This is a genomic window from Bacillus sp. Medicinal_06 (assembly GCF_056711665.1).
Map to the genome: position 1 here is coordinate 153,676 of NZ_JBWYHD010000009.1, position 24,385 is coordinate 178,060.

At 36.0% G+C, this 24,385-nt stretch carries 24 protein-coding genes and 1 rRNA gene; 8 read left to right on the top strand and 17 right to left on the bottom strand.

The window, feature by feature from the left end:
- Nucleotides 1-196 precede the first annotated feature (196 nt).
- The 7 genes from AC1M36_RS21090 to AC1M36_RS21120 form a co-directional block, all read right to left on the bottom strand.
- Nucleotides 197-1,135 carry a YybS family protein gene (locus tag AC1M36_RS21090; RefSeq protein WP_431613134.1) on the bottom strand — a complete coding sequence of 313 codons (939 nt, stop codon included), beginning with the start codon at nt 1,133-1,135 and terminating at the stop codon, nt 197-199.
- 79 nt (nt 1,136-1,214) lie between these two features.
- A complete protein-coding gene (gene rpsR / locus AC1M36_RS21095) occupies nt 1,215-1,448 on the bottom strand; it encodes a 30S ribosomal protein S18 (protein ID WP_000918874.1) in 234 nt (77 codons plus the stop codon).
- Between the two features lie 45 nt (nt 1,449-1,493).
- Nucleotides 1,494-2,006: a single-stranded DNA-binding protein gene (gene ssb / locus AC1M36_RS21100; RefSeq protein ID WP_336451427.1), complete on the bottom strand. Its 513-nt coding sequence runs from the start codon at nt 2,004-2,006 to the stop codon at nt 1,494-1,496.
- A gap of 30 nt (nt 2,007-2,036) precedes the next feature.
- The gene (rpsF, locus tag AC1M36_RS21105) at nt 2,037-2,324 is read right to left on the bottom strand and encodes a 30S ribosomal protein S6 (RefSeq protein WP_336451426.1); all 288 of its coding nucleotides are present in this window, start codon (nt 2,322-2,324) and stop codon (nt 2,037-2,039) included.
- A 192-nt stretch (nt 2,325-2,516) separates the two neighbouring features.
- Nucleotides 2,517-3,617: a redox-regulated ATPase YchF gene (gene ychF, locus AC1M36_RS21110; RefSeq protein WP_336451425.1), complete on the bottom strand. Its 1,101-nt coding sequence runs from the start codon at nt 3,615-3,617 to the stop codon at nt 2,517-2,519.
- 115 nt (nt 3,618-3,732) lie between these two features.
- The gene (locus AC1M36_RS21115) at nt 3,733-3,930 is read right to left on the bottom strand and encodes a DUF951 domain-containing protein (protein ID WP_033673542.1); all 198 of its coding nucleotides are present in this window, start codon (nt 3,928-3,930) and stop codon (nt 3,733-3,735) included.
- 21 nt (nt 3,931-3,951) lie between these two features.
- Entirely contained in the window at nt 3,952-4,833 is an 882-nt protein-coding gene (locus tag AC1M36_RS21120) for a mechanosensitive ion channel family protein (RefSeq protein WP_336451424.1), read from the bottom strand.
- 278 nt (nt 4,834-5,111) lie between these two features.
- On the opposite strand from AC1M36_RS21120, the gene yyaC reads away from it, so the two are divergent.
- The gene (yyaC, locus tag AC1M36_RS21125) at nt 5,112-5,708 is read left to right on the top strand and encodes a spore protease YyaC (RefSeq protein ID WP_336451423.1); all 597 of its coding nucleotides are present in this window, start codon (nt 5,112-5,114) and stop codon (nt 5,706-5,708) included.
- 20 nt (nt 5,709-5,728) lie between these two features.
- Here yyaC and AC1M36_RS21130 read toward each other — a convergent pair whose 3' ends face one another.
- The 10 genes from AC1M36_RS21130 to rpmH form a co-directional block, all read right to left on the bottom strand.
- A complete protein-coding gene (locus AC1M36_RS21130) occupies nt 5,729-6,580 on the bottom strand; it encodes a ParB/RepB/Spo0J family partition protein (protein WP_336451422.1) in 852 nt (283 codons plus the stop codon).
- Nucleotides 6,573-7,334: a sporulation initiation inhibitor protein Soj gene (soj, locus tag AC1M36_RS21135; RefSeq protein WP_000516112.1), complete on the bottom strand. Its 762-nt coding sequence runs from the start codon at nt 7,332-7,334 to the stop codon at nt 6,573-6,575. Before soj ends, AC1M36_RS21130 begins: the two co-directional genes overlap by 8 nt.
- Nucleotides 7,335-7,524: 190 nt before the next feature.
- Complete coding sequence (gene noc / locus AC1M36_RS21140; protein WP_336451421.1) at nt 7,525-8,397, bottom strand: nucleoid occlusion protein; 873 nt, start codon at nt 8,395-8,397, stop codon at nt 7,525-7,527.
- Nucleotides 8,398-8,502: 105 nt separating this feature from the next.
- On the bottom strand, nt 8,503-9,222 hold the full coding sequence (gene rsmG, locus AC1M36_RS21145) for a 16S rRNA (guanine(527)-N(7))-methyltransferase RsmG (protein WP_336451420.1): 720 nt from the start codon (nt 9,220-9,222) through the stop codon (nt 8,503-8,505).
- Nucleotides 9,223-9,244: 22 nt separating this feature from the next.
- Nucleotides 9,245-11,134, bottom strand: coding sequence for a tRNA uridine-5-carboxymethylaminomethyl(34) synthesis enzyme MnmG (gene mnmG / locus AC1M36_RS21150; protein ID WP_336451419.1), 1,890 nt, complete (start codon nt 11,132-11,134; stop codon nt 9,245-9,247).
- Between the two features lie 46 nt (nt 11,135-11,180).
- Nucleotides 11,181-12,557: a tRNA uridine-5-carboxymethylaminomethyl(34) synthesis GTPase MnmE gene (gene mnmE / locus AC1M36_RS21155; protein WP_479846149.1), complete on the bottom strand. Its 1,377-nt coding sequence runs from the start codon at nt 12,555-12,557 to the stop codon at nt 11,181-11,183.
- Nucleotides 12,558-12,792: 235 nt separating this feature from the next.
- Nucleotides 12,793-13,410: an RNA-binding cell elongation regulator Jag/EloR gene (gene jag, locus AC1M36_RS21160; RefSeq protein ID WP_479846150.1), complete on the bottom strand. Its 618-nt coding sequence runs from the start codon at nt 13,408-13,410 to the stop codon at nt 12,793-12,795.
- Nucleotides 13,407-14,174, bottom strand: a complete 768-nt coding sequence (spoIIIJ, locus tag AC1M36_RS21165) for a YidC family membrane integrase SpoIIIJ (RefSeq protein ID WP_207995719.1) — start codon at nt 14,172-14,174, stop codon at nt 13,407-13,409. Before spoIIIJ ends, jag begins: the two co-directional genes overlap by 4 nt.
- Nucleotides 14,175-14,232: 58 nt before the next feature.
- Nucleotides 14,233-14,580, bottom strand: coding sequence for a ribonuclease P protein component (rnpA, locus tag AC1M36_RS21170; protein WP_336451416.1), 348 nt, complete (start codon nt 14,578-14,580; stop codon nt 14,233-14,235).
- A gap of 76 nt (nt 14,581-14,656) precedes the next feature.
- Nucleotides 14,657-14,791 carry a 50S ribosomal protein L34 gene (gene rpmH / locus AC1M36_RS21175; RefSeq protein WP_000831901.1) on the bottom strand — a complete coding sequence of 45 codons (135 nt, stop codon included), beginning with the start codon at nt 14,789-14,791 and terminating at the stop codon, nt 14,657-14,659.
- 563 nt (nt 14,792-15,354) lie between these two features.
- Here rpmH and dnaA point away from each other — a divergent pair.
- The 7 genes from dnaA to AC1M36_RS21210 form a co-directional block, all read left to right on the top strand.
- Complete coding sequence (gene dnaA / locus AC1M36_RS21180) at nt 15,355-16,695, top strand: chromosomal replication initiator protein DnaA (RefSeq protein ID WP_174100935.1); 1,341 nt, start codon at nt 15,355-15,357, stop codon at nt 16,693-16,695.
- Between the two features lie 177 nt (nt 16,696-16,872).
- Nucleotides 16,873-18,018 (top strand): DNA polymerase III subunit beta, encoded by a 1,146-nt coding sequence (dnaN, locus tag AC1M36_RS21185; protein WP_336451415.1) that lies wholly within the window; start codon nt 16,873-16,875, stop codon nt 18,016-18,018.
- Nucleotides 18,019-18,202: 184 nt separating this feature from the next.
- Entirely contained in the window at nt 18,203-18,415 is a 213-nt protein-coding gene (gene yaaA / locus AC1M36_RS21190) for a S4 domain-containing protein YaaA (RefSeq protein WP_003194149.1), read from the top strand.
- A gap of 12 nt (nt 18,416-18,427) precedes the next feature.
- Nucleotides 18,428-19,555, top strand: coding sequence for a DNA replication/repair protein RecF (recF, locus tag AC1M36_RS21195; RefSeq protein ID WP_336451414.1), 1,128 nt, complete (start codon nt 18,428-18,430; stop codon nt 19,553-19,555).
- Between the two features lie 38 nt (nt 19,556-19,593).
- The gene (gene gyrB, locus AC1M36_RS21200) at nt 19,594-21,516 is read left to right on the top strand and encodes a DNA topoisomerase (ATP-hydrolyzing) subunit B (RefSeq protein WP_431613133.1); all 1,923 of its coding nucleotides are present in this window, start codon (nt 19,594-19,596) and stop codon (nt 21,514-21,516) included.
- An 88-nt stretch (nt 21,517-21,604) separates the two neighbouring features.
- On the top strand, nt 21,605-24,073 hold the full coding sequence (gene gyrA / locus AC1M36_RS21205) for a DNA gyrase subunit A (RefSeq protein ID WP_336451412.1): 2,469 nt from the start codon (nt 21,605-21,607) through the stop codon (nt 24,071-24,073).
- A gap of 238 nt (nt 24,074-24,311) precedes the next feature.
- A 16S ribosomal RNA gene (locus tag AC1M36_RS21210) occupies nt 24,312-24,385 on the top strand; the annotation flags it as partial.

Genomic DNA, 24,385 nt, shown 5'->3' on the forward strand with positions numbered 1-24,385 from the left:
CCTTATTTTTCAGATGGGAGAGAGCATCCAGCCATGCATAGAAGCGGTCAGATATCTTTCCTGTCCCATGCCAAGTTAAAACAAACAGAGAAAACGAGTGCAAATCACCTTTGTTTTCATAGCAGTAACTTATATGCGCAAAACCTAAAGTACGATTGATGATGGGAGTTTCACTGATTTCATCCCACGTTCTCACTTATTTTGATTGTATTTTAGAACGTAATGAAAAGCCTAAATCAATTATACCTAAGATTGTCACTAGAGGAAACAACATCGGGATCACCATACACACGACAAAAATGAGAATAGGAATCGCCTTTGCATAACCCTTTGCATATGCAAAAAAGGCTATAAATGCAAAGCCTTGGAATAAAAGAAGCAATGAAAAGATGGCATATAAATTCGAAAATGCCATATATACATATGAACCTGATTCGACTTTCATAAATGTTGAAAGCAAAATAAATACAACATAATACCAAACTATACTTTTTGGTAATCGGATATTTCTAAACTTAGGCCATGGTGCTATAGTATACTTCAATCTCTTTAAAACATTACCTGCTATTAATACTGTAATCCAAGAATATATTAAAGAAACCATTACAAGCAAACTTGGCAAAAGAATTCGAATCATATCACTGAATTGTCCTAACAAATCTTTTTGCTCTTGGCTAATTGGCGCACCTGCTGCCTTCATTATTTTTTCACTTTGCTCCATTCCTTGTTTGAACATATCTTGCATTTGCTTAAGAAAATCTATATTAAAAAATTGTATACTTACAACATAAACAAGTACAAAATTAAGCAGATATACAAGCATTCCTACCAATAATATTTCTATCGGTCCTTTTTTCTTCTTATACATATATCCTAAAGAAATGCCTATTACGCCTGACATGAATGTATTCACAAGACTAAGTGGTGAACTAATAATAATAGTAACAAGAATTGATGCTCCAAAAAGCATACATGTACTAGAAAACGGGTATCTTACCATAAACAATAAAAAGGGTAATGGTAGTGCAAATATTGCAACCATACTTATAACAGGTACATACAAGAATGTTAAAAGTAAAACCGCATATACCGCTAACAAAACTGCTCCTTCTGTAATAAGCCTTGTACGCTTCATTTTTTACCTCTCTTTCTGAAAAGAAAAGCATAGCAAAATGCACAGTAGAGTCTCACTCTACTGTGCATTTCATACGCTATTATTCACCAACATATGGTAAAAGTGCCATTTGACGAGCACGTTTAATTGCAACTGTAAGTTTGCGTTGGTATTTTGCGCTTGTTCCTGTTACACGACGAGGTAAAATTTTACCACGCTCAGAAACGAAACGTTTTAATAAATCAACATCTTTATAGTCGATGCGAGTGATGCCGTTAGAAGTGAAGAAACACACCTTACGACGTTTCGCACGTCCACCTTTGCGTCCTGCCATGTCTATTTCCCTCCATTCTTTGTTAAAAATAACCGATCTATACCATTAGAATGGTAAATCGTCGTCCGAAATATCAATCGGTTGACCTACATTTGAAAATGGATCGTCATTCTTCGTAAATCCAGAGTTACCTGAGTTACCCGAATTACTAGATTGACCAAATGGGTTAGAGCCTTGGTTACCGTAACCAGCTCCTGATGGTTGCTGATTGAATGAACCGCGTTGCTCCCCACCGCTATTACGCGGCTCTAAAAATTGTACGCTCTCCGCAAGAACTTCTGTTACATATACACGTTTACCATCTTGTCCCTCATAATTACGAGTTTGAAGACGCCCATCTACGCCTGCTAAGCTACCTTTTTTCAAATAATTTGCCACGTTTTCTGCTTGTTTACGCCATATTACACAATTAATAAAGTCAGCTTCACGCTCACCTTGTTGATTCGCAAATGCGCGATTCACAGCTAACGTAAAAGTAGCTACCGCAACACCATTGGGCGTGTAACGTAAGTCAGGGTCCTTAGTTAAACGACCAACGAGGATAACACGATTCATCAATCGAACCACTCTCCCTATATATCTTAATTATTATTCTTCTTCTTTAACAACGATGTGACGAATGATATCTTCGTTGATCTTAGCTAAACGATCAAATTCTTTAACAGCTTCTGCGTTAGAATTTACGTTTAAGATCATGTAGAAACCGTCACGTAAGTCGTTGATTTCGTAAGCTAAACGACGCTTACCCCACTCTTTCGTGTTAATGATTTCTGCACCATTGTTAGTTAAAACGCCTGCGAAGCGCTCAACTAAAGCTTTTTGAGCTTCTTCCTCCATGTTTGGACGGATGATGTACATGATTTCGTACTTTTTCATTACACTTTCACCTCCTTTTGGTCTAAACGGCCCATAATGGGCAAGGAGCAATTAATTATATAGTAATTACTCACGAGTTTAGATTATATCATAGTAAGTTAGATGAATCAACTAACCAATAAATAAAAAACTTGGCAAACATATGATACGTTCACCAAGTTGATATCTTTATTTTTCCTAGGAAATATTGAATTACACATTAAAGCGGAAATGCATAACATCTCCATCTTTTACGATGTACTCTTTTCCTTCTAAACGTACTTTTCCTGCTTCTTTAGCGGCTGTCATAGAACCTTTTTCCATTAAATCATCGTATGAAACTGTTTCAGCACGAATAAATCCACGTTCAAAGTCTGTATGAATAACCCCAGCACATTGAGGTGCCTTCATGCCTTGTTTGAATGTCCATGCACGTACTTCTTGTACACCAGCTGTGAAATAAGTAGCTAATCCTAATAAGTCGTAAGCAGCACGAATTAACTGGTCTAAACCCGATTCTTCAATCCCTAACTCTTCAAGGAATACTTTTTTCTCTTCCTCGTCTAGCTCAGCAATTTCCGATTCAATTTTTGCACAAACAACAATCACTTGTGAGTTTTCATTTGCTGCAAATTCTTTTACCATCTTTACATATTCGTTTTCAGATGGATCCATAATATCCTCTTCACTTACGTTGGCTACGTAAAGCATTTCTTTTGTCGTCAATAAGTGAAGGCCTTTAACGATTTTCATTTGTTCGTCTGTAAATTCAACAGTACGAGCCGGTTTACCTGCCTCGAATGCTTCTTTTAAACGAACTAAAATCTCGTGTTCGTATACTGCTTCTTTGTCCTTTTGTCTTGCTAATTTTGCTACACGTTCAATACGCTTATCAACAGATTCTAAATCTGCTAAAATTAGCTCTAAATTAATCGTTTCAATATCATCAATTGGATCTACTTTTCCTGAAACGTGTGTAATATTTTCATCTTCAAAACAACGAACAACTTGGCAAATTGCATCCACTTGGCGAATATGAGATAAGAATTTGTTTCCTAGTCCTTCACCTTTACTTGCACCCTTTACGATACCTGCAATATCAGTAAATTCGAATACAGTTGGAACAGTTTTTTTCGGTTCTACTAGTTCCGTTAATTTATTTAAGCGCTCATCTGGTACTTCTACAATCCCTACGTTCGGATCAATTGTACAGAATGGATAGTTTGCAGATTCTGCCCCCGCTTGTGTAATTGCATTAAATAATGTTGATTTCCCTACGTTTGGTAAACCAACAATCCCAGCCGTTAATCCCATATTTTTCACTCCTATGTCTCAATCTTCCATCATTATAGATAGTAACGAATAAAATGACAAGTTCCCTAAAAGTTCAAAAAAGTAACAGCCACCTAAAGCAGCTGTTACTTTTTCTCTATTCTTCATGCTTTACAAGAACTTTTTTCACTTTGCGATCAAACTCTCTTCGAGGAATCATTACCGAATGGCCACATCCCTCGCACTTAATGCGGATGTCCATTCCCATACGAATAATTTTCCAACGATTTGCACCACACGGATGGGCCTTTTTCATCTCCACAACATCGTACAAGTTATATTGCTTTTGTTCCACTCTCCAAACTCCCCCTCGTCATTAATTTGCTTTTTGATTAACCATCTCTTTACGATTATATAAAACCATATGTGGATATGGAATTTCAATGCCGTGTAAATCAAGACGATTTTTAATTTCTTTACGAAGTGCTCTAGCAATAGGTGCATGCTGCATCGGTTCCACTTCAGCAATTACACGGAGCACAACTTCAGATGCACCTAGGGTTTGAACACCTAATAATTGTGGTGTTGCTACCATTTGCTCATATTTTTCTGGTAATTCTTCTAATAACTCTTCAATTATTCGCTCTGCTCTTGCTATATCACTTTCATAAGAAATCGATACATCGACAAATGCTACACTATTACTAACAGAAAAGTTTGTTACTTGTGCAATACTACCATTTGGCAAAATATGAATTTCTCCCGTCCAGCTTTTTATCTTTGTTGTACGTAATCCAATTTCTAAAACTACACCTTCAAATTGACCGATGCGAACATAATCACCAACAGAAAATTGATCTTCTAATAAAATAAATAACCCTGTAATGACATCTTTTACTAAACTTTGAGCACCAAAACCGACTGCTAAACCGATTACCCCAGCTCCAGCTAATAAACCTGATGCATTAATATTAAATACGCCTAAAATTGCGATTAACATAATAAACATAACAACGTATGCTACAATATTTTCAAGCAGCTTAGCTACTGTAACCGTACGTCGCTCTGAAATTTGAATTGGCGAGCGACTTCCCATACGAAACGCATTTCTAACAATTGCTCTTGCGATACGTACTACGATTACTCCTGCTACTAAAATAATTAAAATCTTTAGCGTTACAATCCCAATATACTCCCAGCGATTTGAGTCCATTAAGTATTGTTTTAAGGTATCAAACCATTTACTTAATACGTCCATATCATTCTACCTCTCCAACAAAATTTTCTTTTTCATTCATCCTTTATTGTATCAGAAGTTTTCTCTATTTCTGAAAAAATTTTATTACCTTATTTGCGTTTGTTTGCTTTGATCTAGGTATAAATTGGAGTGAATATATATATACTAGTACTATTATTTCCGGTTTTATAAATGGCTTGCAAAAATATAGAACTTATAATTTTCCATATTACGAAATAAAATCTATACCTAAAAACTTTACAGTGAATCGTAAAATTTATCAAAAGGATGGATGATTCATGAATATAGGAAATTTCCGCTTGCCTTTTTTTGAAAAAAAATCGCAGAATGTTATGCATCACGATTTAGAAGCTTGTACAACAATTAGTGATTTTCTCTTCTCACACATACCTATCCATGAAACGCAACCCCTCAGCATAATTTGTATTGGAACAGATCGTTCAACTGGTGATGCACTTGGCCCATTAGTCGGATCTAAATTAGAACAAATGAACATTCAAAATTTCCACGTATTTGGCACACTCGATGAACCCATTCATGCGCTAAACCTAGAAGAAAATATCCAGAATATACAAACTTCATTACCTGATTCTTTTATTATTGCAATCGATGCTTGCCTTGGGAAATCTCAAAACATTGGTTCCATTACTGTTGGTGAAGGACCTAGTAAACCTGGAGCAGCAATGAATAAAAAGTTACCTGCAATTGGTGATCTACATATACATGGTATCGTAAACTTAAATGGTTTCATGGAATTTTTTGTGTTACAAAATACAAGATTAAGTCTCGTTATGAAAATGGCAGGTATTATTGCCCAAAGCATAAAGGAAACAGATCAAAAATTATCCGTATTAAAAAAAGCAAACCATCTATAAATAAAAAGATGGTTTGCTTTTTAGTTTCCCCTAGATAACAATTCTAAAATACGATTTAAATCTTCTTTATTGAAGAATTCTATTTCAATTTTTCCTTTTTCTTTCTTTGTTTCTTTGATTTTTACACCTGTTCCAAATTTTTCCCTTAACAATGTTTCACGCTCTTCAAAAAATATATTTCGTTCTTGCTTCACTTTCTTTGTTTCACGTGAAACTCGCTGATGAATCTGTTGGACAATTTGCTCTAACTGCCTAACATTTAATCCTTCCTTTTCAATACGCTTCAATAAAGATTTTAGCTGTTCTTCGTCTTTGATTGTAAGCAATGTCCGTCCATGTGCCATAGATAGATTTCCATCTGCAATCATTTCTTGAACAAATGAAGGAAGGGTAAGCAAACGAACATAATTAGCAATGTATGGCCTACTTTTTCCAAGACGCTTTGCTAATTGCTCTTGCGTTACATTTAGCTCGTCCATTAGCATTTGATATGCCAAAGCTTCTTCCATTGGATTTAAATCTTCACGTTGTAGATTTTCCAACAAGGCAAATTCCATCATTTGCTGTTCATTTAATTCTCGAACAACAGTTGGAACTGTTTCAAGATGTGCCTCTTTTGCAGCACGGTATCTTCTTTCACCAGCAACAATTTCATATCCTTTAATACTTTTCCTTACGATTAAAGGTTGTAAGATGCCATGTTCTTTAATAGACGCTGCCAATTCTTGAATTGCTTCTTTTTGAAAACTTTTACGCGGTTGATAGGGGTTTGGCCTTAATTCAGTCAGTGCAATTTCTTGAATTTTCTCTTCTTCTTTCACATCTAAATCTGGAAAGAACGCATTAATCCCTCTTCCTAATCCTTTAGCCACCAGCAATCACTTCCTCTGCTAAATCTATATATACTTCTGCACCTCTTGATTTAGCATCATACTGCATAATAGGTTTCCCATGACTTGGTGCTTCACTCAAACGAACATTGCGAGGGATAATAGAGCGATATACTTTATCTCGGAAATATTTCTTCACTTCATCTATAACCTGAATGCCTAAGTTTGTACGTGCATCTAACATCGTTAATAGTACACCTTGAATTGCTAAATTTTTATTTAAATGCTTTTGTACAAGTCGAACTGTATTCAATAATTGACTCAACCCTTCCAGTGCGTAGTATTCACACTGAACAGGAATAATAACGGAATCCGCTGCCGTTAGCGCATTAATTGTTAATAAGCCTAAAGATGGAGGACAATCAATAATAATATAATCATATTCATTACGAATTGGCTGCAAAGCCCTTTGTAAACGAACTTCCCGGGAAATGGTTGGTACCAGTTCAATCTCAGCACCTGCCAATTGAATTGTAGCAGGTAGAACATCTAAGTTTTCAGTTGCAGTTTTCTGGATAACCCCTTGAACTTCTGCATCTTCCACAAGGACATTATAAATACATTGATCTAATTCCGACTTTTCAATTCCTACACCAGTTGTTGCGTTCCCCTGAGCATCAATGTCAATAAGCAGCACTTTTTTCCCTACCTGTGCCAATCCAGCTCCTAGGTTAACAGACGTTGTTGTTTTTCCTACACCGCCTTTTTGATTAGCAATAGCAATGATTTTTCCCATGATGTCACCTACTTTCAACCTTTCTGTCTTATTCTAAAAATAATTATGTTTATTGTAACATGAAATAAAAATTTTTCTTTTGCATCCTTATTAAACTTCAAAATTTATTCTAAAACTCCTTCTTCATAAAAAAGAAAAATATAGGAAAAAAGATCTCCCCCAAAAGGGTGAGATCTATATCACATACAAATTATTTCTTTTTAGGAATTTTAATTGTGATCTGATAATACTCATCAAATTCTTCTTCTTCAGAATTGACATTCAGTCCACTATTTGCAACCATTTGTAATGATTGCCTAATTGTATTCATCGCAATTCTCATATCACGACTTACCGCTTTTTGTTTTGCCTTACGCTTTGGTTTTACTTCCTCCAATAGCTTAGCAATACGTTCCTCAGTCTGTTTTACATTTAATTGCTTTTCTATAATTTCTTGTAAAATCTTCAACTGCAATTCTTCATTTTTTAAAGGAATCAGAGCACGAGCGTGACGTTCTGTAATACTCTTTTCTAACAATGCTTGTTTAATTTCCTCTGGCAACTTTAATAGTCGCAACTTATTTGCGATTGTTGATTGTCCTTTTCCGAGCCTCTGTGCCAATGCCTCTTGTGTTAAATTATGTAACTCAATTAGCTTTTGATAAGCAACAGCTTCTTCAATTGCTGTTAACTCTTCACGTTGCAAGTTCTCAATTAGAGCGACCGAAGCCGTTTCCGTATCATTTAAGTTTTTAATAATAGCCGGAACTTTTTCCCAACCTAATTTCGTTGCAGCACGAAAACGTCTTTCCCCGGCAATAATTTCATACTTATCGGCTTCATATTGCCTTATAACAATTGGTTGAATAAGTCCATGTGTGCGAATGGTTAAGGCAAGTTCGTCAATTCGCGCATCATCAAAAACTGTACGTGGTTGATAACGATTAGGAATGATATTAGCTATCGGAATTTCTTGTATTTCTTCATGTATCTTTTTATCTATCTCTTCATGGCTTTCGTCTTGTAATTCGAATTCGCTCTCTTTATCTCCAAAGCCAAATAAACGAGAAAACGTATTTTTCATACATATTCCACCACCTTTGGGCCTATTGAATGTCCTACACAGAAATGTTTCCTATGAAACATTTACGTTTTCATTTATATAATTTAATCTTACGTCTAATAAGATTTATTTTTCAATAGGTAATTTATTGGGTGTCCCTGGTTTACGCGGATATTTCTTTGGTGTTTTGCGCTTTTTCATAATTGATAAAATGTTACGTTCACTTTCTTCAAATGGTAATTGGAAAGTAGAAATCTCTTTTAACTCACCACCAAGTACTTCTAAAGCATACTTACCATTTTCAATTTCTTCATTGGCAGCTGCACCTTTCATTGCGATAAATGTCCCACCTACTTTTACAAGTGGCAAACATAGCTCGCTTAGTACAGAGAGGCGTGCTACCGCACGCGCCATCACAATATCAAATGATTCACGTACACCCTCTTTTTTCCCGAATGTTTCAGCACGATCGTGGCAGAACGCAACATCACTTAACTCTAATTTTTGCGCTAAATGATTTAAAAAATTGATGCGTTTTTGTAATGAATCTACAATTGTTATTTTTAAATGCGGGAAACAAATTTTTAATGGAATACTTGGAAATCCTGCTCCTGCACCGACATCACAAATGGAAAATGGTTTTGAAAAGTCATAATAAAAAGCAGCTGTAATCGAGTCAAAAAAGTGCTTTAGATACACTTCCTCTTTCTCTGTAATAGCTGTTAAATTCATTTTCTCATTCCATTCCACTAATGTTTCAAAGTAGATTTCAAATTGTTCTAATTGCCTAGGAGAAAGGATAATTCCTCTTTCTCCTAGCATAGATTGAAATTGTTCTATGTTCATCTTGCCATATCTCCTTACTTATTTATTGGTTCGATACTCGCGCAATTTTTCCTTGTTCGATATACACAAGTAAAATGGAAATATCAGCTGGATTTACTCCGGAAATACGGGAGGCTTGCCCCATAGACAGAGGACGAACATCTTTTAATTTTTGTCTCGCTTCAGAAGCGATTCCAGAAATCGCATCGTAATCAATGTCGACCGGAATTTTTTTGCTTTCCATTTTCTTCATACGTTCTACTTGTTGTAAGGATTTTTCAATATATCCTTCATACTTAATTTGAATTTCTACCTGCTCTGCGATTTCATCGTGTATTTCCACTTCGCTTGGCGCAAGCGCACGAATATGTTCATACGTCATTTCCGGACGACGTAGTAAGTCACTTGCACGTATTCCATCCTTTAATTCACTTCCACCAACACTGCGAATTAATTCTTGCACCTCGGGGCGCGGTTTAATAATAATGCTTTCTAAACGCAATTTTTCTTGATCAATCTGTTCCTTTTTCGAACTAAAACGCTCATAGCGTTCTTCTGGAATTAAGCCGATTTCATGACCAATTTCCGTTAGACGAAGATCCGCATTATCATGACGTAATAATAAACGATATTCAGCTCGGGATGTTAAAAGGCGATATGGTTCGTTCGTTCCTTTTGTCACAAGGTCATCAATTAAAACACCAATATAAGCATCTGAACGACCTAAAATGACCTCTTTTTTCCCTAAAGAGCGGCACGCTGCGTTAATTCCAGCCATAATTCCTTGCCCTGCTGCTTCTTCATAACCAGACGTACCGTTAATTTGACCCGCTGTATATAAATTTTTAATTTTTTTCGTTTCAAGTGTCGGCCATAGCTGCGTTGGTACAATTGCATCATACTCAATTGCATAACCTGTGCGCATCATCTCAACATTCTCTAAACCAGGAATCGTTTTAAGCATTTCACGTTGTACGTCTTCTGGTAAGCTTGTTGACAGGCCTTGTACGTATACTTCCTGTGTATTACGTCCTTCCGGCTCTAAGAAAATTTGGTGGCGTGGTTTATCGTTAAATCGCACCACTTTATCTTCAATGGAAGGACAGTAGCGTGGACCTGTTCCTTTAATCATACCAGAATACATAGCTGAACGATGCAAGTTTCGATCAATTAAACGATGTGTCTCTTCACTTGTATACGTTAGCCAACATGGAATTTGATCCATAATAAATTTTGTAGTTTCAAAAGAAAACGCACGTGGTTTTTCATCACCCGGTTGAATTTCTGTTTTACTATAATCAATTGTATTGCTATTTACACGAGGAGGCGTACCTGTTTTAAATCTGACAAGGTCAAAGCCAAGTTCCTCTAAATGCTCTGATAATGTGATAGAAGGTTGCTGATTATTCGGACCACTTGAGTATTTTAAATCACCCATGATAATCTCACCACGTAAGAATGTACCAGTTGTAATTACAACTGTTTTTGCTGTATATTCAGCTCCTGATTGCGTAATTACGCCTTTACATACCTCATCCTCAACGATTAGGCGTTCTACCATTCCTTGACGTAATGTTAAGTTTGGTGTTTCTTCAATTGTTTTCTTTAATTCGTGTTGATATGAAAATTTATCCGCTTGTGCACGCAGAGCGCGTACAGCTGGACCTTTCCCCGTATTCAACATACGCATTTGGATGTGTGTTTTATCAATATTACGTCCCATTTCGCCGCCTAATGCATCAATTTCACGTACAACAATCCCTTTTGCTGGTCCACCAACAGAAGGGTTACACGGCATAAAAGCAACCATATCTAAATTAATTGTTAACATTAATGTTTTCGAGCCCATTCGTGCTGCTGCAAGACCAGCTTCACATCCTGCATGACCTGCACCGATTACTATGACATCGTAAGAACCGGCATTGTATCCCATTATTTATTCCTCCTAAGATCATCTATCCTTCTAAAATACCTATGTGTTATTTTCCTAAACAAAATTGAGAAAACAATTGATCAATTAGACTTTCATGGACAGTATCACCAGTAATTTCACCAAGTATTTCCCACGTTCTTGTTAGATCAATTTGCACCATATCAATCGGAACACCGTTCTCTATTGCATCAATAGCATCTTCAATTGTCTTTTCCGCTTGTGTTAATAAACCGATATGCCTTGCATTAGAAACATACGTCATATCTGCTGACTCAATTGTTCCTTCAAAGAATAAATCTGCTATAGCCTTTTCTAGCTCATCTACACCTTTTTCTTCAATTAGCGACGTTGTAATGATACGATTTTTACCCGCTAATTCTGTAACACGCTCTATATCAATTTGCTTTGGTAAATCTGTTTTATTTACAATAACAATAAAGTCTTTTCCTTGCACCGCACGGAATAATTCTTCATCTTCAGGCGTTAATGCTTCACTATAATTTACTACAATTAGAACTAAATCTGCTTGCTCCATCATCTCTTTTGAGCGCTCTACGCCAATTCGTTCAACAACATCTTCTGTTTCACGGATCCCGGCAGTATCAATAAGTTTCAATGGTACACCACGTACATTAACATACTCTTCAATTACATCACGCGTTGTTCCTGCTATATCCGTTACAATAGCCTTTTTCTCTTGAACAAGACTATTTAATAACGAAGATTTTCCAACGTTAGGTCTTCCGATAATTGCTGTAGCAATTCCTTCTCGTAAAATTTTCCCTTGCTTAGATGTCTCCAATATTTTTTTAATTTCTCCGCGAACATTTGTAGCTTTGTCAATTAAAATATTGTGTGTCATTTCTTCGACATCATCGTATTCTGGATAATCTATATTCACTTCTACATGAGCTAATGTTTCTAAAATTTCTTGACGAAGTCGACCAATTAATTTGGATAATCGTCCTTCCATCTGATTAATTGCTACACTCATCGCTCGATCCGTTTTCGCACGAATTAAATCCATTACAGCTTCCGCTTGCGATAAGTCAATACGCCCATTTAAAAACGCGCGCTTTGTAAATTCACCAGGCTCTGCCAAACGTACTCCTTGAGCCAAAATAAGTTGTAATACTTTATTTACAGAGACAAGACCACCGTGACAATTGATTTCTACAATATTTTCACGCGTAAATGTCTTTGGCGCCCGCATAATTGATACCATTACCTCTTCGATTACTTGATCTGTATCTAAATCAACAATATGACCGTAGTGAATCGTATGAGAAGAAACTGTCGTTAAATCTTTCCCTTTAAAAATGCGATTGACCTTTTCAATCGCATCCTCTCCACTTACTCGAACAATGGCAATTGCCCCTTCCCCAAGTGCCGTGGAAATTGCAGCAATTGTATCAAAATCCATGTCCTTTCACCTCACTTGTTTATTTCTCTATATTTCAACATGATTTTTACCTTCACTAAACTATTAGGATACCATAACGAACCTATCTACAAAAGAATAATAACTCATTTTATTATGTCCTCATGTGAAAAACACTAAACTTATTCACAGTGGATAAGTTTAGTGTTTTTCAGTTATCCACAATTCACTTTTTTCATACTGCCACAAAAAAACCGGCACTCATATGAGTAACCGGTTATTTGGAAGATATTACAACATGTCTGTGTGGTTCTTTACCTTCAGAAGTTGTAATTACATTTGGATGATTAGATAGTGCTTGATGAATAATTTTTCTCTCAAAAGAGGGCATAGGTTCTAACACAACATTTTTTTTCGTTACCATTACTTGTTTTGCTAACCGATAAGAGAGCGATTCTAATGTATCTTTTCTCTTACTACGATAGTTTTCGGCATCAATTGTGACGCCGATATATTGCTTTGTACTACGATTTGCAACAAGCTTTGTTAAATATTGTAAAGAGTTTAATGTATGCCCTCTTTTTCCGATCAATACCCCTACATCTTTCCCAGAAAGTGTAAATTCAATTTCTCGACCTTTTACATTTTTCGTAATCATCACATCCACACCCATTTCCTGAACAACACTTTGGAGGTATTGCTCCGCTTCTTGGATAGGATCTTTTTTCACTACAACTTCCACGATAGCTGGACGATTCCCTATAAAACCTAGAAATCCTCTCTTACCCTCATCAATCACATTCACATCTACTTGGTCCCTTGAAACTTTTAATTGTCTTAAAGCATCTTGTACTGCCAGCTCGACTGTTTGTCCTTTAGCAGTAATTATACTCACTTGCTTGATCCTCCCGCCTTACTAGCCTTAATTTCTGGCCCTTTGATCATATACATTTGAGCGATACCAAAGATGTTACCAACTACCCAGTATAGAGATAATGCTGCCGGGAAGTTAATTGCAAATATTAAAATCATAATTGGCATAAGCCATAGCATCATTGCCATTTGTGGATTCTGTCCAGCAGTTCCTGCCATAGCAACCTTTTGTTGAATAAACGTTGTGATTGCCGCAACAACTGGAAGGATATAGTACGGATCTGCCTGTCCTAAATCAAACCATAAGAATGTATGTTTACTAATCTCTTCCGTTCTCATAATTGCATGATAAAATGCAAATAAAATTGGCATTTGAACAAAGATTGGTAAACAACCAGCTAACGGGTTTACACCATTCTTTTGATACAACTGCATCATCTCTTGTTGCAGTTTTTGTTGTGTTGCTTGATCTTTAGAGCTATATTTCTCTTTTAATTTCACCATTTCTGGTTGTAGTGCTTGCATTGCCTTCGTACTCTTCGTTTGTTTAATCATTAATGGTAATAATGCAAAACGAATAATAAGAGTCGTAACAACAATCGCTAAACCATAATTACTACCAAATAAGTTTGCAAAATATGTGATTAACTGAGAAAGCGGGTATACGAAATATTCATTCCAAATCCCTGTGCTTTTCGGTGTAATCGGCTGATTCACTTCACTACAGCCCGCAGTGATCGCCATTAAAGCAATAACCATAGCTAGTAAGCCTATCTTCTTTTTCACAGCCTGCTCCTCCTTGTTTCGGTATGTATATAGTGTAATTCATTTCCCTTTTCCTACGCTACTTGTTTGTAATTTTAATACCAGAGCGCTTAAAGGCATGAATTAAGCTTTTCTTTAATTGTTCATATGTCATATCTGCACAAGGCTTCCTTGCTATTATAACAAAATCTTTTCCAGAATCTATCTCATCTTTCAATTCTGCAATCGATTGGCGAATCATACGCTTAATTCGATTACGCACTACTGCATTTCCTAACTTTTTGCTAACGGAAAGACCAATACGAAAGTATGGTTGCTCTGCTTTATCAAGCTGATATACCACAAACTGACGATTTGCATTTGATTTTCCATTTTGAAAAACAGCCTGAAATTCATCATTTTTTTTTATACGATTCTTTTTCTTCATATCAATTGACACTCCTGTATTTCATCAGCGGAAATTCATTATTACTAGAAAAAAAGACCACTGAACGATCAGTGGTCTACGCAGATAATACTTTTCTTCCTTTACGACGACGAGCTGCTAGCACTTTACGTCCGTTCGCTGTGCTCATACGGCTGCGGAAACCATGTACTTTGCTGCGCTTACGTTTATTTGGTTGGTAAGTTCTTTTCATTATATGACACCTCCCTGAGGAATATCTGTTAAAGACAGTCTTATAAATTATAGTTAATCAACTAGGAAAATGTCAATGGTTCTCCAAATTTTCATCAAATATTCATTTTGAACCTATTCACAATTTTTTTCACAGCCGTTTTATTTATTTGTGGATAACGAATTTTTCACTTTTTTATATCCACAAATTATTTTTTCACTTTTACACAGTATATCGTATTGTGGACAAGTTTATTCCACAAGGTATTGATTTTGTGGATAACTTTCTGAAATTCATTGCTATCGCTATCTTTTTTTGATATTATAGTTGTGTTTTCACCTTGAACAAGTTTTCCACATCTGTATTTTATCCACAAATTGTGCATAACATGTGGACAGTTATACTCACATGTGGGTAAATAGTTGTCCACATCTGTATTTTTTGTCGAAAACTCTATCTCGTATACAAACGACGTTTTTAGGTTTTAAAATACGTTTCGTATAAATATACATTATCTATTTTTAAGGTTGTACAATCGTTGCACAACCTTATTCTTTTACCATCTTTGTAAAGGAGGGACACCCTTGGAAAATATCTCTGATTTATGGAATAGTGCTTTGAAAGAACTAGAAAAAAAGGTTAGTAAACCAAGTTATGAGACATGGTTGAAATCAACCAAGGCACACGCTTTAAAAAAAGATGTATTAACGATTACAGCTCCAAATGAATTTGCTCGTGACTGGCTAGAATCCCATTATTCGGAGCTCATTTCAGAAACACTCTATGATCTAACAGGAGCAAAATTAGAAATTCGCTTTATTATTCCCCAAAGTCAAACTGAAGAGGAGATTGACTTTCCTCCTGCTAAAAAGAAAAGAATAAATGATGAGTCTAATCACTTACCACAGAGCATGTTAAATCCAAAATATACATTTGATACATTTGTTATTGGCTCTGGGAACCGTTTTGCTCATGCAGCTTCATTAGCAGTTGCTGAAGCACCAGCAAAAGCATATAACCCACTATTTATTTATGGAGGAGTCGGACTTGGAAAAACGCACTTAATGCATGCAATTGGACATTATGTCATTGAGCATAATCCGAATGCCAAAGTCGTTTATTTATCATCAGAAAAATTTACAAATGAGTTTATTAACTCCATCCGTGATAATAAAGCAGTCGATTTCCGTAATAAATATCGTAATGTCGATGTCTTACTTATAGATGATATTCAATTTCTTGCTGGGAAAGAACAAACACAAGAAGAATTCTTCCATACATTTAATGCATTACATGAGGAAAGCAAGCAAATTGTAATCTCAAGTGACAGACCGCCAAAAGAGATTCCGACATTAGAAGATCGCCTTCGTTCCCGTTTTGAGTGGGGGCTTATTACAGATATTACGCCGCCAGATTTAGAAACAAGAATTGCGATTTTACGAAAAAAGGCGAAAGCGGAAGGCCTTGATATTCCAAATGAGGTCATGCTCTATATTGCAAATCAAATTGACTCGAACATTCGTGAATTAGAAGGTGCACTTATTCGAGTTGTTGCTTATTCATCTCTAATAAATAAAGACATCAATGCCGATTTAGCTGCTGAAGCACTTAAAGATATTATTCCAAATTCTAAACCAAAAATTATTTCTATTTACGATATTCAAAAAGCAGTCGGGGATGTTTTTCAAGTTAAATTAGAGGATTTTAAAGCAAAAAAACGCACAAAATCAGTCGCATTTCCTCGCCAAATCGCAATGTATCTATCACGTGAGTTAACAGATTCATCTTTACCTAAAATTGGCGAAGAATTTGGCGGACGTGACCATACAACCGTCATTCATGCGCACGAAAAAATTTCAAAACTATTAAAAACTGATACACAACTTCAAAAACAAGTTGAAGAAATTAATGATATTTTAAAGTAGTAGCTGAATAGTGTGAATAACTTTGCTGGTTTTACACACAGTCTATCCACATGTAGATAGACTGTTTTTCCGTCTTTAAATAGAGTTATCCACATATCCACAAGCCCTATTACTATTACTACTATTTTTTATCTTTATTTAATAAATAAAATTCTATACTTGCCGGAGGTTTTCGCTATGCGTTTTACAATTCAAAAAGACTACCTTGTAAGAAGTGTACAAGATGTAATGAAGGCCGTTTCCTCTCGTACAACAATTCCCATTCTTACAGGAATTAAAGTTGTAGCAACTGAAGAAGGTGTTACATTAACAGGAAGTGACGCTGATATTTCGATTGAATCTTTTATCCCAGTTGAAGAAAACGGAAAAGAAATTGTTGAAATTGCACAATCAGGGAGTATTGTTTTACAAGCAAAATATTTTAGTGAGATCGTAAAAAAATTACCAAAAGACACAGTAGAAATTTCTGTGGAAAATCATTTTATGACAAAAATAAAATCTGGAAAATCAGAATTTAATTTAAATGGTTTAGATTCTGCTGAATATCCATTATTACCGCAAATTGAAGAACATCATGTATTTCAGATTCCTACAGATCTACTAAAACACATGATTCGTCAAACCGTATTTGCTGTTTCAACTTCAGAAACTCGTCCGATCTTGACAGGTGTAAACTGGAAAGTATATAACAGCGAGCTGACTTGTATTGCAACAGATAGTCACAGACTAGCACTTCGTAAAGCGAAGATTGAAGGGCATACAATTTCTGATGAGTTTCAAGCAAATGTTGTTATACCTGGTAAAAGTTTAAATGAACTGAGCAAAATTTTAGATGAGTCTGAAGAAATGGTAGATATCGTTATTACGGAGTATCAAGTATTATTCCGAACGAAACATTTATTATTCTTCTCAAGATTGTTAGAAGGGAATTACCCAGATACAACACGTCTAATCCCGGCAGAAAGCAAAACGGACATCTTTGTAAATACAAAAGAATTTTTACAAGCAATTGATCGTGCTTCTTTATTGGCAAGGGATGGTCGCAATAATGTTGTGAAATTATCAACGTTAGAAGAGCAAATGCTAGAGCTTTCTTCAAATTCACCAGAGATCGGGAAAGTAGTAGAGGAAGTTCAATGTGAGAAAGTAGAAGGGGAAGAATTAAAAATCTCCTTTAGTGCAAAATATATGATGGACGCATTAAAAGCATTAGACAGTACAGAAATTAAAATTAGTTTTACTGGGGCTATGAGACCGTTCTTAATTCGTACAGTAAATGATGATTCCATCATCCAATTAATTTTACCAGTTCGTACTTACTAAGTGAGAGGTGAGGGTTGCTAGTTTTAATATGCTAGTGACCCTTATTTGATTTTAGAGGATGTGCAAAAAGTTCGGTACTCATGTAGTTCCAGCTACAATCCGTACTTTTACGGGTATTACTTTCCTAATGCTAGTTTATTTAGTACAATGAAAGAATGAACACTTTCAGAAAGTGAGCGATTTTATGAAACGTATTAAAATTTCAACTGAGTACATTACACTAGGACAATTTTTAAAATTAGCTGATGTGATTGATACAGGCGGTGCTGTTAAATGGTTCTTACAAGAGTACGAAGTGTATGTGAATCAAGAACTGGAAAATAGAAGAGGCCGAAAGTTGTATGCAAATGATATTGTTGAAATTCCGGGAAACGGAACATTTCAAGTTCAAGCATAAAGGGGGAGCCCTTTGTATATTACAGAATTACAATTAAAAAATTATCGCAATTATGAATATCTAGATCTTTCCTTTGAGGATAAAGTGAATGTAATTATTGGTGAAAATGCCCAAGGGAAAACGAATTTGATGGAAGCTATTTATGTATTAGCGATGGCCAAGTCTCATCGAACTTCGAACGATCGTGAACTTATCCAGTGGGATGAGGATTATGGTAAAATAAAAGGTAGGTTAAAAAAGCGAAACAGTTCCTTGTCTTTAGAATTAAATATTTCTAAAAAAGGGAAAAAGGCAAAATTAAATCAACTAGAACAACAAAAGTTAAGCCAATATATTGGTGAAATGAATGTTGTTATGTTTGCCCCAGAAGATTTAAATCTTGTAAAAGGAAGCCCTCAAATACGAAGACGCTTTTTAGATATGGAACTTGGGCAAATAGCTCCTGTCTATTTGTATGAATTAAGTCAATATCAAAAAGTGCTCACGCAGCGAAATCACTTGCTTAAGAAAATGCAAGGGAATAGTAAAAATGAGGAGACGATGTTGGATGTATTTACACTCCAACTCATTGAACATGGTACAAAAATTTTGCAAAAACGTTTTGAATTTCTACATTTACTACAAGAATGGGCTGCTCCCATTCATCGTGGTATTAGTAGGGGGTTAGAGGAACTAGAAATAGTTTATAAACCAAGCGTAGATGTATCAGAATCAATGGATTTGTCGAAAATAAAAGAAGTATACTATGAAAGTTTTCAATCTGTGAAACAACGTGAAATTTTCCGTGGTACAACTTTAATTGGTCCTCATCGTGACGATTTGCAATTCTTCGTTAATGGTAAAAATGTTCAAGTCTTTGGTTCTCAAGGACAACAACGAACAACCGCACTTTCCCTAAAGTTAGCTGAAATTGAATTGATTTATTCAGAGGTTAAGGAATATCCAATCCTCTTATTAGATGATGTATTATCAGAATTAGATGATTATCGTCAATCACATCTGTTAAATACAATTCAAGGAAAAGTGCAAACATTTGTGACAACGACGAGTGTCGACGGAATTGAACACGAAACATTAAAGCAAGCGAAAACAATTCATGTAAAAAGCGGCACGGTAGATTGTGAAATAGACAGAACGTAGTTTCTGTTTAAATGGAAAAGTAGGTGATCTTTGTGTCAATGGAACAAAAGCAAATGCAAGAGAATTCATATGATGAAAGTCAAATACAAGTACTTGAGGGACTAGAAGCAGTTCGAAAACGTCCGGGTATGTATATTGGATCTACAAGTGGAAAAGGTCTTCATCACCTTGTATGGGAAATTGTAGATAATAGTATTGACGAAGCGTTAGCAGGATACTGTGATGAAATTAACGTTGCTATTGAAGAAGACAATAGTATTCGTGTAACAGATAATGGTCGTGGTATTCCAGTAGGTATACAGGAAAAAATGGGACGTCCTGCTGTCGAGGTTATTATGACTGTACTTCACGCTGGTGGTAAATTTGGCGGTGGCGGTTATAAAGTTTCCGGTGGTTTGCATGGTGTAGGTGCATCTGTTGTAAATGCTCTATCAACAGAGTTAGAAGTATTTGTACATCGTGAAGGCAAAATTCATTATCAAAAGTATGAACGAGGTATCCCGGTTGCAGATTTAAAGGTAATCGGTGAAACTGATCGTACAGGAACGATAACTCGTTTTAAGCCAGATCCAGAAATATTCAAAGAAACGACAGAATACGATTTTGATACATTAGCAACTCGTATGCGTGAATTAGCATTTTTAAATCGTAATATTAAATTAACAATTGAAGATAAGCGTGAGAATAAACAAAAGAAAGAATTCCATTATGAAGGTGGAATTAAATCTTATGTTGAACATTTAAATCGTTCAAAACAACCAATCCACGAAGAACCTGTATATGTAGAGGGCTCAAAAGATGGAATTCAGGTTGAAGTTTCCCTTCAATATAATGAAGGTTATACAAACCACATTTATTCATTTACGAATAATATTCATACGTATGAAGGTGGTACACATGAAGTTGGTTTCAAGACGGCATTAACACGTGTGATAAATGATTATGGACGGAAAAATAACATCTTAAAAGATGCAGACAGTAACCTAACAGGTGAAGATGTACGTGAAGGATTAACAGCAATTGTCTCTATCAAACATCCAAATCCGCAGTTTGAAGGACAAACGAAAACAAAACTTGGAAATAGTGAAGCGAGAACGATTACAGAGTCTGTTTTCTCAGAAGCGTTCGAAAAGTTTTTACTTGAGAATCCAAATGTTGCCCGTAAGATTGTAGAAAAAGGAACAATGGCAGCACGCGCGCGTGTAGCAGCGAAGAAAGCGCGTGAATTAACACGCCGAAAGAGTGCGCTAGAAGTATCTAGTTTGCCAGGGAAACTTGCGGACTGTTCTTCCAAAGATCCTTCGATTAGTGAAATTTACATCGTAGAGGGTGACTCCGCGGGAGGTTCTGCAAAACAAGGACGTGATCGTCACTTCCAGGCGATTTTACCACTTAAGGGTAAAATTATTAATGTCGAAAAGGCACGATTAGATAAAATCTTATCTAATGACGAGGTGCGTACGATTATTACGGCGATTGGTACAAATATCGGTGGGGATTTTGACATTGCAAAAGCTCGTTATCACAAAGTTATTATCATGACCGATGCCGATGTCGATGGTGCGCATATTCGTACTCTATTATTAACGTTCTTCTATCGTTATATGCGTCAAATCATTGAACATGGGTATGTATATATTGCACAACCACCATTGTTTAAAGTGCAACAAGGGAAAAAGATTCAATATGCTTACAATGAAAAAGAGCTTGAAAAGATATTAGCAGAATTACCAGCTCAACCAAAACCAGGAATCCAACGTTATAAAGGTCTTGGAGAAATGAATCCAGCTCAATTATGGGAGACGACAATGGACCCAGAGGTACGTTCATTACTTCAAGTTTCGCTGCAAGATGCAATTGAAGCAGATGAAACATTTGAAATTTTAATGGGTGATAAAGTAGAGCCACGACGCAACTTTATCCAAGAAAATGCAAAATACGTGAAAAACCTTGATATTTAAGTAAGTAATGACAGGAATCTGAGTGTTCCTGTCTTCTACATATAAATCAATGTATATGTAACGGAAATGTAAGAGGAGGTGCTGGTTGATGTCAGACAATCAACAACAAGCACGAATTCGAGAGGTTAATATTAGTCATGAAATGCGTACCTCATTTTTAGATTACGCGATGAGTGTTATTGTATCTCGTGCACTACCAGATGTTCGTGATGGATTAAAACCTGTGCATCGCAGGGTTTTATACGCAATGAATGATTTAGGAATTACAGCTGATAAAGCATATAAAAAATCAGCGCGTATTGTCGGTGAAGTAATTGGTAAGTATCACCCACACGGTGATTCAGCTGTTTACGAGACAATGGTACGTATGGCGCAAGACTTTAGTCAACGTTATATGCTTGTTGATGGTCATGGTAACTTCGGTTCTATCGACGGTGATTCAGCAGCGGCAATGCGTTATACCGAAGCAAGAATGTCTAAGATTTCTATGGAACTATTGCGTGATATTACGAAAAATACAATAGATTACCAAGATAACTATGATGGTTCTGAAAGAGAACCAATTGTATTACCTGCGCGCTTCCCTAACTTGTTAGTGAATGGTACAACAGGTATTGCGGTTGGTATGGCAACAAATATTCCACCGCACCAGCTTGGGGAAGTAATTGATGGCGTATTAGCATTGAGTCATAATCCTGATATTACAATTGCAGAGTTAATGGAGTGTATTCCAGGCCCTGATTTCCCTACAGCGGGTCTTATCTTGGGAAGAAGTGGAATTCGAAGAGCGTATGAAACGGGTCGCGGCTCAATCACACTACGTGCAAAAGTTGAAATCGAGGAAAAAGCAAACGGAAAACAAGCAATTATTGTAACCGAGTTACCTTATCAAGTTAATAAGGCGCGATTAATTGAAAAAATTGCAGAGTTAGTTCGTGATAAAAAAATTGAAGGTATTACAGATTTACGTGATGAATCAGATCGAAATGGTATGCGTGTTGTTATGGAAGTACGTCGGGATGCAAATGCGAACGTACTATTAAATAATTTATATAAACATACGGCACTCCAAACAAGTTTCGGTATTAATATGCTATCGCTTGTGGATGGAGAGCCACAGGTATTAAATTTAAAACAGACGCTATATCATTATTTAGAGCATCAAAAAGTAGTAATTCGTAGACGTACTGCTTATGAATTAGAAAAGGCAGAAGCACGTGCACATATTTTAGAAGGATTACGAATTGCTTTAGATCATCTTGATGAAGTAATTACTTTAATACGTAGTTCCAAAACTGCTGATATCGCTAAGCAAGGATTAATGGAACGTTTCGGTTTAAGTGAGAAACAAGCACAAGCAATTTTGGATATGCGTTTGCAACGTTTAACAGGATTAGAACGTGAAAAAATTGAACAAGAATACCAAGACTTAATGAAATTAATTGCGGAATTAAAAGCAATTCTAGCAGATGAAGAAAAAGTTCTTGAAATTATTCGTGAAGAATTAACGGAAGTAAAAGAGCGATTTAATGATAAGAGACGAACAGAAATTACGATTGGCGGTTTGGAATCTATTGAGGATGAAGATTTAATCCCAGAGCAAAATATTGCTATCACACTTACTCATAATGGATACATTAAACGATTACCAGCTTCTACGTATAAAACGCAGAACCGTGGGGGACGCGGTGTACAAGGAATGGGTACAAATGATGATGACTTCGTTGAGCACTTATTAACGACGTCTACACATGATCATATTCTATTCTTCACAAACAAAGGTAAAGTATACCGTACAAAAGGATATGAAATTCCAGAGTATAGCCGTACGGCAAAAGGTATACCGATTATTAACTTGTTAGAAGTAGATAAAGGTGAGTGGGTCAATGCTATTATTCCAATTCGTGAATTTGGTGATGATCAATTCCTGTTCTTCACAACAAAACAAGGTATTTCTAAGAGAACACCTCTTTCATCATTTGCAAATATACGTACGAATGGTTTAATTGCAATTTCTCTTCGTGAAGAAGATGAAGTAATTTCTGTACGCTTAACATCTGGCGATAAGGATATTATTGTTGGAACAAGTAACGGTATGTTAATCCGTTTCAATGAGCAAGATGTGCGTTCTATGGGGCGTAATGCAGCAGGTGTAAAAGCAATTACACTAGGTGATGAAGATCAAGTTGTAGGCATGGAAATTGTTGAAGAAAATATGAATGTTTTGATTGTAACGAAGAATGGTTACGGAAAACGCACACCAGTCGAGGAGTACCGTTTACAAAGTCGAGGCGGTAAAGGTCTAAAAACATGTAACATTACAGATAAGAATGGTAAGTTAGTAGCTGTTAAATCTGTAACAGGCGAAGAAGATATCATGTTAATTACAGCTGCGGGTGTTATTATTCGTATGCCAGTCGATCAAATATCTCAAATGGGACGTAACACGCAAGGAGTTCGTCTAATTCGTTTAGAGAATGAACAAGAAGTAGCAACAGTAGCAAAAGCACAAAAAGAAGACGATGAAGAAGGAAACGAAGAAATTTCTGAAGAATAAGAGTGGGGATTTTCCCACTCTTATTTTTTTTAGAATAATACTTGCGTAGAGTAGAAAAAGTCTATATAATAGGCAGAGTCAGCAAATGAGAGATACAAGTTATCTAAAAAAACTTGTTGACGAAAATGATATATTATGTTATATTATAAAAGTCGCTGAAACGCGATGTTGAACTTTGAAAACTAAACGAAACAAACAACGTGAAACGTCAATTTTTATTTTAGATGCTAGACAAACTTTATTGGAGAGTTTGATCCTGGCTCAGGATGAACGCTGGCGGCGTGCCTAATACATGCAAGTCGAGCGAACCGA

Coding starts and splice junctions, on each gene's coding strand:
- noc (WP_336451421.1), bottom strand. CDS start 8,397: ATGAAAAATACGTTTTCTCGTTTATTTGGCTTTGGAGATAAAGAGAGC.
- yaaA (WP_003194149.1), top strand. CDS start 18,203: ATGAAACGTATTAAAATTTCAACTGAGTACATTACACTAGGACAATTT.
- ychF (WP_336451425.1), bottom strand. CDS start 3,617: ATGGGATTAACGGCTGGGATTGTTGGTTTACCAAACGTAGGGAAATCA.
- gyrA (WP_336451412.1), top strand. CDS start 21,605: ATGTCAGACAATCAACAACAAGCACGAATTCGAGAGGTTAATATTAGT.
- rpmH (WP_000831901.1), bottom strand. CDS start 14,791: ATGAAAAGAACTTACCAACCAAATAAACGTAAGCGCAGCAAAGTACAT.
- gyrB (WP_431613133.1), top strand. CDS start 19,594: ATGGAACAAAAGCAAATGCAAGAGAATTCATATGATGAAAGTCAAATA.
- mnmG (WP_336451419.1), bottom strand. CDS start 11,134: ATGGGATACAATGCCGGTTCTTACGATGTCATAGTAATCGGTGCAGGT.
- yyaC (WP_336451423.1), top strand. CDS start 5,112: ATGAATATAGGAAATTTCCGCTTGCCTTTTTTTGAAAAAAAATCGCAG.
- rpsR (WP_000918874.1), bottom strand. CDS start 1,448: ATGGCAGGACGCAAAGGTGGACGTGCGAAACGTCGTAAGGTGTGTTTC.
- rnpA (WP_336451416.1), bottom strand. CDS start 14,580: ATGAAGAAAAAGAATCGTATAAAAAAAAATGATGAATTTCAGGCTGTT.
- rpsF (WP_336451426.1), bottom strand. CDS start 2,324: ATGAAAAAGTACGAAATCATGTACATCATCCGTCCAAACATGGAGGAA.
- dnaN (WP_336451415.1), top strand. CDS start 16,873: ATGCGTTTTACAATTCAAAAAGACTACCTTGTAAGAAGTGTACAAGAT.
- soj (WP_000516112.1), bottom strand. CDS start 7,334: ATGGGAAAAATCATTGCTATTGCTAATCAAAAAGGCGGTGTAGGAAAA.
- rsmG (WP_336451420.1), bottom strand. CDS start 9,222: ATGAACATAGAACAATTTCAATCTATGCTAGGAGAAAGAGGAATTATC.
- AC1M36_RS21090 (WP_431613134.1), bottom strand. CDS start 1,135: ATGAAGCGTACAAGGCTTATTACAGAAGGAGCAGTTTTGTTAGCGGTA.
- AC1M36_RS21120 (WP_336451424.1), bottom strand. CDS start 4,833: ATGGACGTATTAAGTAAATGGTTTGATACCTTAAAACAATACTTAATG.
- mnmE (WP_479846149.1), bottom strand. CDS start 12,557: ATGGATTTTGATACAATTGCTGCAATTTCCACGGCACTTGGGGAAGGG.